Origin of the sequence: Nonomuraea sp. NPDC049784 (assembly GCF_040659615.1) — a bacterium.
Lineage (GTDB): Bacteria > Actinomycetota > Actinomycetes > Streptosporangiales > Streptosporangiaceae > Nonomuraea.
Genome location: NZ_JBFAMX010000361.1, coordinates 1 through 10,225, shown reverse-complemented (window position 1 = coordinate 10,225; position 10,225 = coordinate 1). Strand labels below are relative to the sequence as shown.

The following is a 10,225-nucleotide window of genomic DNA, read 5'->3' as shown; positions in this document are numbered from 1 at the left end:
CCCGGGTGCCGAGCCCGTCGGCCAGCCTGGCGACGAACCCCTCGGCCTGGGCCAGCCGCAGGGCCGCCCACACGTCCTCGTCGCCGATCTCCAGCCCGAGCGTGATATTGCCGCGCACGCTGTCGTCGAACAGGAACGTCTGCTGCGGCACCAGCGCCACCGACTCGGCGATGCCGCCGTAGGCCAGATCGCGCAGGTCCACGCCGTCGAGCAGCACCCGTCCCGCGTCGGGGTCCACGAGCCTGACCAGCAGCTGCACGAGCGTGGACTTGCCCGATCCGGTGGGCCCGACCAGGGCGACGGTACGGCCGGCGGGCACGTCGAAGGTGACGTCGTGCAGCACCTCGGCCTCGCCGTAGGCATACGAGACGCCGGAGACCTCCAGTGCGGCCGGGGCGGAGGACCCGCTGTTGGCGCTGCCGTACTCCATGGAGCCGGTCGCATCCAGCACGGCCTGCACCCGCTGCCAGCCGACGACGCTGCGCGGCAGCTCGGCCAGCACCCAGCCGAGCGCCCTGATCGGGAAGGCCAGCAGCGTGAACAGGTACGCCACCTGCACCAGGCCGCCGGAGTCGATCGAGCCGCCCGACAGCCGCATCGCGCCGACGGCGAGCACCGCGAGCACGCCGATCGTGGGCAGGGCCTCCAGCAGCGGGTCGAACAGCCCGCGCACGCGCCCGACCGCGATGTTGGCGTCGCGCAGCTCGTGGGCGCGCCGCCGGAACCGGTCGGTCTCCAGCTCCTCCCTGCCGAGCGTCTTGACGACGAGCGCGCCGTCGAAGCTCTCGTGCGCGATCTCGCTGACCTCGGCGCGCAGCTGCTGGGCGCGGGTGGCGAGCGGGCTGAGCTTCCGCTGATAAATCAGATTAAGTACGGCGATAGCCGGAAAAATCAGGAAACCGACCAAGGCGAGCATGAGATCCGTGAACACCATGGCGATCGCCGCGGTGAACAGCATGACGATCACACCCACGGCCATCGGCAGCGGCGCCAGCGGCGCCCAGGCTGCCTCGGCGTCGGCGCTGGCGTTCGACAGCAGCTGCCCGGTCGGGTGCTGATGGTGCCAGGACAGCGGCAGCCGCAGGTACTGCTTGGTCACGTCCCTGCGCGACCTGGCCTGCATGCGGTACTGGATGACCCCGGCCAGGATGCGCCGCCCGGCCACACCGAACGACTTGAGCAACGCCGCGCCCAGGATCAGGAACGTTCCTGTCCACAGCGCCCCTGAGGCGACGCGGTCCTGGGCGAACGCGGGCAGCACCACGTGCTGCGTCGCCCAGCCGAGCGCCCATGCGGAGGCCACGGTCATGCCGCCGTAGAGCCCGCTGGCCAGTACCGCGAGCGCGAATACCGCCTTCTCTGTGCGAATGGCCACCCCAAGGACGCGGAGCCCTTGACGCATCACGGCCGAGGTGACCTTGGTCGCCACGCGGAACTGATCCCTTCAATCTGCCATTTGTACCTAAGTCACTATCACTCCAGATCTGCACGTTATTCCCGCGGGTAGGGTTGCTCATGTGACTCATGCTCGCGACGAACGCTCCGCGCTCTGCGACCTGTTCGACCGCCTCGGCCCCGACGCGCCGACGCTCTGCACGGGCTGGAACACCTACGATCTGGCCGCCCACCTCGTGCTTCGCGAGCGCAGGCCCGACGCGATGGGCGGCATCGCGATCAAGCCCCTGGCGGGCTACACCGCCTCCGTGCAGAACGGCCTCAAGGCCAGGCACCCCTACCCCGAGCTGGTCGGCCTGGTGCGCAAGCCGGGCGGCGTCTATGGGCTGCTGCCGTTCCTCGACGACGCCGTCAACACGCTGGAGTACTTCGTCCACCACGAAGACGTCCGCCGCGCCCAGCCGGAGTGGGAGCCTCGCGAGCTGTCCGGCGACCTCGAACGGCTCATCTGGAAGCGCGTCGCCTCGGGAGCCCGGCTGATGCTGCGCAGGGCGCCGGTGGGCGTGGTGCTGCACCGGCTCGGCGGCGGCGTGGTGCTCGGCGGTCCCCGCGGAGGTGCCAGGGTGGAGGTCACGGGCCGGGCCGCTGAGCTGCTGATGTTCTGCTTCGGGCGGCAGCGGCACGCCAGGGTCGAGCTGACCGGCGACCCCGAGGCCGCCGACCGGCTCCGCGACGCCCCTCTGGGCGTGTAGCCGATCTGTCAGGTGATCCGGCTCACCTACGGCAGAAATCCCGGTGTGGTAGGGGCTCGCGTCTGACTTCTAGCCCGTACCATGGGCTAGGAAAGAAGCCCCCCGGTTATGATCATGAACATCTTCACAGAAGATGCCAGTGATCGCCCAGATCCGGGTATATACGGCTGGGAATGGACTGCAGGAGGCCCCCATGCAGGTCAAGAAGGTGCTCACCTACGTGGCTGTCGCGTTCGTGGTGTTCTACCTTTTCACCAAGCCGGCCCAGGCCGCGGAGGCGGTCAACGGAGTGTTTGTAGGAATTCTCCACGGAGCCGACCAACTGGCTGTCTTCTTTACCAATGTTCTGACCTGACGCGAGCTTCCTGTCTGCGTCAGATGCTTCCCCGCGCTGCCAGATCGTGTTACGCAGGCAGGATGAGAGATCGCCCTAGCGGCACCAAGATCAATCAGCTCGATCCCAATGCGCGGCGGATCCTCGAGCGAACCGAGCTCGAGGGCATCGAGCTGATCCGTTTTCTCTACGCCGACCACGGTGGCGTGATCCGGGGCAAAGCGGCATCCCGGTCGCGGTTGGCCGAACGGCTCAGCACGGGCATCGGGCACACGGTGGCCATGATGGCGATGAACATGCTCGACCAGCTCCAGGACGTCGAGCACCTGGGTCCGGTGGGCGAGGTACGCATCGTTCCGGACCCCGCCACGTACGTCCCGCTGCCCCACGCCCCCGGTGCGGCCGCGATGCTGTCGGACCTGCGCCTGCCGGACGGCACGCCATGGGGGGCCTGCCCGCGCACCTTCCTCAAGGACGCCATCGCCGAGCTGGCCACCGAGGGTTACACGCTGGTCGCGGCGTTCGAGCCGGAGTTCACCCTCGGCCGCCGCCTGCCGGACCCGTCCGGCGGCCCCGACCGGCTGATCCCGCTCGACGACTCACTCTGCTACGCGAACGCCGGGTTCGACACCGCTCACGACTACACGATCAAGCTCATCCACGCCCTGGAGCAGCAGGGGCTGCGCGTCGAGCACTACCATCCCGAGCTGGGGCCCGGACAGCAGGAGCTATCCGTACGCCACGCGCCCGCGCTGCGCGCCGCCGACAACCACGTCCTCTACCGCGAGACCGTGCGCGGGGTCGCCCTGCGCATGCAGATGTGGGCCACGCTCGCCCCCAAGCCGCTGGCCGACCAGGCGGGCAACGGGGCCCATCTGCACCTCTCGCTGTGGAACGACTCGCAGAACGTGTTCGCCGAGGAGAGCGAGGTGCGCGACGGGTTCATCGGCGGCCTGCTCGCCCACCTGCCCGGCCTGACGGCGCTGACGTGCGGGAGCGTCAACAGCTTCCGGCGGCTGGCGCCCCGCACGTGGTCGAGCGCGTACGCCGTCTACGGGCCCGACAACCGGGAGGCCGCGATCCGCGTGTGCTCCCCCCTCGGTGAGACCGGCGAGCCCAACCTGGAGCTCAAGCCCTCCGACTCCTCCGCCAACCCGTACCTGTCGCTCGGGGCCGTCATCCACGCGGGCCTGGACGGCATCCGGCGCAAGCTGGACCCCGGAGCCGCCGTGGACGTGGACCCGGACACGCGGCCCGGCCAGTACACGCGCCTGCCCTCGTCTCTGGACGAGGCACTGGACGCGCTGGAGGCCGACGAGGTGCTCATGGAGGCGCTGGGGCCGCTGCGGCGCAGCGCGTACCTGGCGGTGAAACGTTCGGAGGCGGCGGCGTTCGGGGCCAAGGACGTCGCGTACGAGCTGTTCCACCACATGCGGGTGTTCTGAGGGGTCGCCACCCGGCTGACGGGCGCGCGGCCCCGCCCCGCGACACGGCACCGCGCAGCGATGCAACGCCGCAGCACGTCGCGGCGCCGCATCACGACGGACACGCGCCCAGCCACCGGCGACGCGGTCAGCGGACCGGGTGGCCCGCCAGCCGGAGCGCGTCCTTGACCTCGGAGATCTTGAGCGTGCCGAAGTGGAACACCGAGGCCGCGAGCACCGCGTCGGCGCCCGCCGCCACCGCCGGAGGGAAGTCCTCCAAGCGGCCGGCGCCGCCGCTGGCGATCACCGGGACCCGCACCGCGGCACGCACCGCCCGCAGCATCTCCAGGTCGTAGCCGTCGAGTGTGCCGTCACCGTCCATCGAGTTGAGCAGGATCTCGCCCACGCCCAGCTCCTCGCCGCGCGCCGCCCACTCGACGGCGTCGATCCCGGTGCCACGCCGCCCGCCGTGCGTGGTCACCTCGAACCCGCTGGCGGTGCCCGGCGCACGCCGGGCGTCCACGGACAGCACGATGCACTGGGCGCCGAACCGCCGGGACGCCTCGGTGAGCAGGTCGGGCCGGGCGATGGCGGCCGTGTTGAGGGACACCTTGTCGGCCCCGGCCCGCAGCAGCCGGTCGACGTCCTCGACCGCGCGCACGCCGCCGCCGACGGTCAGCGGGATGAACACCTGCTCGGCTGTCCTGCGTACGACGTCGAGCATGGTCTCCCGCTCGCCGGACGACGCGGTGATGTCGAGGAAGGTGAGCTCGTCGGCGCCCTCCTCGTCGTAGCGCCTGGCCAGCTCGACGGGGTCGCCGGCGTCGCGCAGGTTCTCGAAGTTGACGCCCTTGACCACGCGTCCGGCGTCCACGTCGAGACAGGGGATGACTCTTACGGCTACGGTCATGCTCGAACAGCCTCGATTTCGATCTCGACCAGCATCCGAGGGTCGACCAGCCCGGCCACCCTCACTCCAGTGCAGGCGGGGCGCACCTTTCCGAAGACCTCGCCGAGGGCCTGGCCCACGAGGTCGAAGTGGCGCTGCTCCACCACATAGTAACGGACCATGACCACGTCCTCGCAGGTCAGACCGCCTGTCGTGACGGCCTCCAGTGCGATGTCGATCGCGGTCAGGCTCTGCTTGTAGGCGTCGCCCACATGGCGCACCTCTCCTGCGACCGTGGCCGTGCAGCCGGACACGATCACCCGATCACCCACAATGACTGCGCGGGCGTAGCCGTACTTTTCCTCCCAGATGCCGCCGGAAAACACCCGCGACCCGGTGCTTACCATGCCGAAGATGCCAACGCTCATCTCGTCCCCTCCCGGCAAGAGCTACCCGCGTACTGCGGCAAGCGCGTTTTCCAGTGTGAACGCGTGAGCGTAGAGGGCCCTGCCCACGATGGCCCCCTCAAGTCCGTCGGGGACGAGGGACGCGAGTGCGACCAGGTCATCCAGAGAGGAGACACCGCCGCTGGCCACGACGGGCCTGCCGGTGCGGGCCAGGATCCGGCGGTAGAGATCGAGGTTGGGTCCCTGGAGCATGCCGTCCTTGGTCACGTCGGTGACGACGTAGCGGGGGCAGCCGTCGGACTCGAGCCGGTCGAGCACCTCCCACAGATCCCCGGCGTCCTCGGTCCAGCCCCGGGCCGACAGCGTGGTGCCGCGCACGTCCAACCCGACCGCGATCTTGTCGCCGTGCTCGGCGATGACCTTCCGGCACCAGTCGGGATTCTCCAGCGCGGCGGTGCCGATGTTGACCCGGCGGCAGCCGGTGGCCAGCGCGGCGGCCAGGGAGTCGTCGTCGCGGATGCCGCCTGACAACTCCACGTCCACGTCGATCCTGCCGATGACGTCGGCGATCAGCTCGCGGTTGCTCCCGCGGCCGAACGCCGCGTCGAGGTCGACCAGATGGATCCACTCGGCGCCCGCCTCCTGCCAGGCCAGCGCGGCGGCGAGCGGCTCACCGTAGCCGGTCTCTGTCCCGGCCTCCCCCTGCACCAGGCGTACGGCCTGGCCGTCGACGATGTCCACGGCGGGCAGCAATACGAGCGACATTCAGATCCTCCGGTCGAAAGCGAGGGTCATGACAACGGGCGCGAGCAGCAGTGAGAAGACGAACACGCCGAAACTGAGGAAGATCGATCCCCACAGCAGCCAGACGATCGCCTGCACGAACAGGAAGCCGAGCCCGAGCACGATGTTCTGGGCGCGGTGGCGGCGGGCGATCAGGCCGCCCTGGCGGTAGAACCGCACCGGGCGCGGGACCAGCCTGGCCAGGAGCGCGCGGCGGCGCGCCTGCCGCGCCTGCCGCTCCTCGTTGGCCTGGATCGCGCGCGCCCGCTCCGCTTCCCGCTCGGCCCTCCGGCGCGCGCGCTCCTTGCTCATGCTGTCCCGAATCCGGTCGGCGAGGCGCTCACAGCGTCTGCAGCCAGTTCTTCAGCAGTACGGCTCCGGCGTCGGCGGACTTCTCAGGGTGGAACTGGGTGGCCATGAGCGGGCCGTTCTCCACGGCGGCCACGAACGGCACACCGTGCTCGGCCCAGGTGACGATCGGCTCGGCGAACCCTTCGCCGGTCTGCAGCTCCCACTCGCGCACGCCGTACGAGTGGACGAAGTAGAAGCGGGTCGCGGCGTCGAGCCCGGCGAACAGGACGCTGCCCGCGGGCGCCTTGACCGTGTTCCACCCCATGTGGGGCAGCACGGGAGCGTCGAGCCGTTCGACCGTGCCCGGCCACTCGCCGCAGCCCTCGGTCTCCACACCGTGCTCGACGCCCCGGGCGAACAGGATCTGCATGCCGACGCAGATGCCCAGCACCGGACGCCCGCCGGCCAGGCGGCGGCCGATGATCCGCTCGCCGTAGACGCTCTTGAGCCCGGTCATGCACGCCTCGAACGCGCCGACCCCCGGCACCACCAGGCCGTCGGCGTTGAGGGCGGTGTCGAAGTCGGGCGTCACGGTCACGTCGGCGCCCACCCTGGCCAGCGCCCGCTCAGCCGAGCGCAGGTTGCCCGAGCCGTAGTCGAGGATGACGATGTTCTTCTTCACCACCACAGCACTCCCGCCGTGATCGCCATCGCCGCGCCCAGCGCGCAGACGGCCGCACCGATCTTGAGTCCCTGCCTGAACAGGGAGAACACGCCGCCGATGAGGAACAGCCCGATGAACACCATCACGCCGGCGATGAGGTTGTCGGTCATAGGACGCCCTTGGTGCTCGGCACGCCCGTGGCGCGCGGGTCGAGCTCGGACGCCTCGCGCAGCGCCCTGGCCAGCGCCTTGAACTGGGCCTCCACGATGTGGTGGGCGTTGCGCCCGTACGGGACGTGGACGTGCAGGCAGATCGCGGCCTGCGCGACCAGCGACTCCAGGATGTGGCGCGTCATCGTCGTGTCGTAGTCGTGGCCGATCATCGGCGCCATGCCCTCGGGCTCGGAGTGCACGAGGTATGGTCGCCCGGACAGGTCGACGGTGACCTGGGCCAGCGACTCGTCCAGCGGGCACGACGCGCTGCCGAACCTCCTGATGCCCGACTTGTCGCCCAAGGCCTCACGGAACGCCGCGCCCAGCGCGAGCGCGGTGTCCTCGATCGTGTGGTGGGAGTCGATGTGCAGGTCGCCCTCGGTCTTGACCGTCAGGTCGAACAGCCCGTGCTTGCCGAGCTGGGCCAGCATGTGGTCGAAGAACCCGACCCCGGTCGCGACCTCGACCCGGCCGGTGCCGTCGAGGCCGACCTCCACCAGGACCGAGGTCTCCTTCGTAACGCGCTCGACGCGGCCTACGCGACTCACAGGACTCCTTCCAACGCGGCCCGGAAAGCCGCCATCTCCTCGCCGGTGCCGATCGACACACGCAGCCATTCTGGCGGACCCACCTCGCGGATGAGCACGCCGCGCTCCAGCAGCCCCTCCCACACCGCGTGCCGGTCGGGGAAGCGCCCGAACAGCACGAAGTTAGCGTCGGAGTCGGCCACGGCCAGGCCCTTGGAGCGCAGCCACGCGACCGTGTCGTCGCGCTCGCGCCGCAGCATGTCGACCGAACCCAGCAGTTCGGCGCGGTGCCGCAGCGCCACGCGCGCGGCCGCCTGGGTGAGCGTCGACAGGTGGTACGGCAGCCGCACCAGCAGCAGCGCCTCCACCACGGCCGGGTGGGCGGCCAGGTAGCCGAGCCGGGTGCCCGCCATGGCGAACGCCTTGGACATCGTCCTGGTGACGATCAGCCTCGGGTGGGCGGGCAGCAGGGTGAGCGCCGACGGCGTGCCCTCTCGGGCGAACTCGGCGTAGGCCTCGTCCACCACGACCATGCCCTTGGCCGCCGCCAGCACGGCCTTAATCGTCTCGAGCGGCTGGGCGGTGCCCGTCGGGTTGTTGGGCGAGGCCAGGAACACGATGTCGGGCTGGTGCTCCTCGATCGCCGCCGTCGCCTTGCCGGGGTCGATCGAGAAGTCGTCCTCGCGGCTGGCGGAGATCCACTCGGTGCTGGTGCCGCTGGTGATGATCGGGTGCATCGAGTACGACGGCTCGAACCCGATCGCCGTGCGCCCGTGGCCGCCGAAGGCCTGCAGGATCTGCTGGAGCACCTCGTTGGAGCCGTTGGCGGCCCACACCTGCTCGGTGCTCAGCCCGTGGCCGAGGTAGCCGGCCAGGTCGGCGCGCAGGGCCGTGGCGTCCCTGTCGGGGTAGCGGTTGAGCTCGCCGGCGCTCGCCCTGACCGCCTCGGCCAGGTCGGCGACCAGCTCGGGCGAGGGCGGGTAGGGGTTTTCGTTGGTGTTGAGCCTGACGGGGACGTCGATCTGGGGCGCGCCGTACGGCGACTTACCCCGGAGGTCGTCTCGGATGGGCAGGTCGTCGAGGTTCACGCGGTCTCCGTGGGAACTTGCCAGTCGAATCGGGCACGGATGGCGGCGCCGTGGGCCGGAAGGTCTTCGGCGTCGGCCAGGACCGACACATGGGCCGCCGCGCCCGCGAGCGCCTCGCGGGTGTAGTCGACGACGTGGATGCCACGCAGGAACGACTGCACCGACAGGCCGCTGGAGTGGCAGGCGCAGCCGCCGGTGGGCAGCACGTGGTTGGAGCCGGCGAGGTAGTCGCCGAGCGACACCGGCGCGTACGTGCCCACGAAGATCGCCCCGGCATTCCGGATTTTTCCGGCTATCTCCGCCGCGTTCGCGGTGTGGATCTCCAGGTGTTCGGCCGCGTAGGCGTCCACGACCTTGATGCCGTCGTCGATGGAGTCGACCAGCACGATGCCCGACTGCCTGCCGCTCAGCGCCTCGGCGATGCGCTCGGAGTGCTTGGTCGCCGACACCTGGCCCGGCAGCTCCTTCTCGACCGCGTCGGCCAGCTCGACGCTGGTGGTGACCAGCACGGCGGCGGCGATCGTGTCGTGCTCGGCCTGGCTGATCAGGTCGGCGGCCACGTGGACCGGGTCGGCCGTCTCGTCGGCCAGGATGGCGATCTCGGTCGGGCCCGCCTCGGAGTCGATGCCGATGCGGCCCTTGAGCAGCCGCTTGGCCGCCACCACCCAGATGTTGCCGGGACCGGTCACCATCGTGGCGGGCGGGCACTCCTCCGTGCCGTAGGCGAACATGGCCACCGCCTGCGCCCCGCCCACCGAGTAGACCTCGTCCACGCCGAGCAGCGCGCACGCGGCCAGGATCGTGGGGTGCGGCAGCCCGCCGTACGCCTGCTGTGCCGGGCTGGTCACGGCCAGCGAGCCGACGCCGGCCTCCTGAGCGGGCACGACGTTCATCACGACGCTGGACGGATAGACCGCGCGGCCGCCGGGCACGTACAGGCCCACGCGCTCGACCGGCACCCACCGCTCGGTCACGGTGCCGCCGGGCACGACCTGGGTGGTGACGTCGGCGCGCCGCTGGTCGTGGTGGACCAGCCTGGCCCGCCTGATCGACTCTTCCAGCGCGGCCCGCACCTTGGGGTCGAGCTCGCTCAGCGCTCGCTCGATCGCCTCGGCGGGGACGCGGGTGGTGGCGATCTCGACACCGTCGAACCTGGCGGTCAGCTCCCGTACGGCTGCCGCCCCGCGATGGCGCACGTCGTCGCAGATGGACCGCACCTTCTCCAGGGCGGCCTCGACGTCGAGCTCGGCGCGGGGCAGCACGTCGCGCAGGTTCTCCGGCAGAGAACCGCGCATGTCGATACGGGAAATCACCCGTACAGTCTACGGAGTCCGCCCGCTGAATCAGGTTCTGTCCACCATCCGGGACGCCCGCCGCCGGGTTCCAGGCCGGAGTACGGCGAGTCACATATGGGGCGGCCGTGGGCGGCGCTCGCCGACGTCGCGCCCACGGCCGCCGC

The 10,225-nt window shown here is 70.5% G+C and carries 13 protein-coding genes; 3 read left to right on the top strand and 10 right to left on the bottom strand.

What is annotated here, in order from left to right; all coding sequences use genetic code 11:
- On the bottom strand, positions 1 to 1,402 hold a 1,402-nt coding region (locus tag AB0J09_RS42935), incomplete at its 3' end, for an ABC transporter ATP-binding protein (RefSeq protein ID WP_360704472.1).
- Positions 1,403 to 1,517: 115 nt separating this feature from the next.
- Here AB0J09_RS42935 and AB0J09_RS42930 point away from each other — a divergent pair.
- The 3 genes from AB0J09_RS42930 (at position 1,518) to AB0J09_RS42920 (ending at position 3,926) form a co-directional block, all read left to right on the top strand.
- On the top strand, positions 1,518 to 2,147 hold the full coding sequence (locus AB0J09_RS42930) for a TIGR03085 family metal-binding protein (RefSeq protein ID WP_360704467.1): 630 nt from the start codon (positions 1,518 to 1,520) through the stop codon (positions 2,145 to 2,147).
- 193 nt (positions 2,148 to 2,340) lie between these two features.
- Positions 2,341 to 2,502, top strand: coding sequence for a hypothetical protein (locus AB0J09_RS42925; protein WP_360704464.1), 162 nt, complete (start codon positions 2,341 to 2,343; stop codon positions 2,500 to 2,502).
- A gap of 62 nt (positions 2,503 to 2,564) precedes the next feature.
- Positions 2,565 to 3,926, top strand: coding sequence for a glutamine synthetase family protein (locus tag AB0J09_RS42920; RefSeq protein WP_360704461.1), 1,362 nt, complete (start codon positions 2,565 to 2,567; stop codon positions 3,924 to 3,926).
- Positions 3,927 to 4,053: 127 nt separating this feature from the next.
- Here AB0J09_RS42920 and hisF read toward each other — a convergent pair whose 3' ends face one another.
- The 9 genes from hisF to hisD are packed head-to-tail and all read right to left on the bottom strand — an operon-like array spanning position 4,054 to position 10,079.
- On the bottom strand, positions 4,054 to 4,815 hold the full coding sequence (gene hisF, locus AB0J09_RS42915) for an imidazole glycerol phosphate synthase subunit HisF (RefSeq protein WP_360704458.1): 762 nt from the start codon (positions 4,813 to 4,815) through the stop codon (positions 4,054 to 4,056).
- Positions 4,812 to 5,222, bottom strand: a complete 411-nt coding sequence (locus AB0J09_RS42910) for a Rid family hydrolase (protein ID WP_360704455.1) — start codon at positions 5,220 to 5,222, stop codon at positions 4,812 to 4,814. Before AB0J09_RS42910 ends, hisF begins: the two co-directional genes overlap by 4 nt.
- Before the next feature lie 21 nt (positions 5,223 to 5,243).
- Complete coding sequence (priA, locus tag AB0J09_RS42905) at positions 5,244 to 5,966, bottom strand: bifunctional 1-(5-phosphoribosyl)-5-((5-phosphoribosylamino)methylideneamino)imidazole-4-carboxamide isomerase/phosphoribosylanthranilate isomerase PriA (protein WP_360704452.1); 723 nt, start codon at positions 5,964 to 5,966, stop codon at positions 5,244 to 5,246.
- Positions 5,967 to 6,296, bottom strand: a complete 330-nt coding sequence (locus tag AB0J09_RS42900; protein WP_360704449.1) for a hypothetical protein — start codon at positions 6,294 to 6,296, stop codon at positions 5,967 to 5,969.
- A 28-nt stretch (positions 6,297 to 6,324) separates the two neighbouring features.
- Complete coding sequence (gene hisH / locus AB0J09_RS42895) at positions 6,325 to 6,957, bottom strand: imidazole glycerol phosphate synthase subunit HisH (RefSeq protein WP_360704470.1); 633 nt, start codon at positions 6,955 to 6,957, stop codon at positions 6,325 to 6,327.
- Positions 6,954 to 7,109 (bottom strand): hypothetical protein, encoded by a 156-nt coding sequence (locus tag AB0J09_RS42890; RefSeq protein WP_360704446.1) that lies wholly within the window; start codon positions 7,107 to 7,109, stop codon positions 6,954 to 6,956. The genes hisH and AB0J09_RS42890 overlap by 4 nt, the downstream gene beginning before the upstream one ends.
- Positions 7,106 to 7,699 (bottom strand): imidazoleglycerol-phosphate dehydratase HisB, encoded by a 594-nt coding sequence (gene hisB / locus AB0J09_RS42885; RefSeq protein ID WP_360704443.1) that lies wholly within the window; start codon positions 7,697 to 7,699, stop codon positions 7,106 to 7,108. The genes AB0J09_RS42890 and hisB overlap by 4 nt, the downstream gene beginning before the upstream one ends.
- Positions 7,696 to 8,766 carry a histidinol-phosphate transaminase gene (locus AB0J09_RS42880; RefSeq protein WP_360704440.1) on the bottom strand — a complete coding sequence of 357 codons (1,071 nt, stop codon included), beginning with the start codon at positions 8,764 to 8,766 and terminating at the stop codon, positions 7,696 to 7,698. Before AB0J09_RS42880 ends, hisB begins: the two co-directional genes overlap by 4 nt.
- Positions 8,763 to 10,079: a histidinol dehydrogenase gene (gene hisD, locus AB0J09_RS42875; RefSeq protein ID WP_360704437.1), complete on the bottom strand. Its 1,317-nt coding sequence runs from the start codon at positions 10,077 to 10,079 to the stop codon at positions 8,763 to 8,765. Before hisD ends, AB0J09_RS42880 begins: the two co-directional genes overlap by 4 nt.
- Positions 10,080 to 10,225 lie beyond the last annotated feature (146 nt).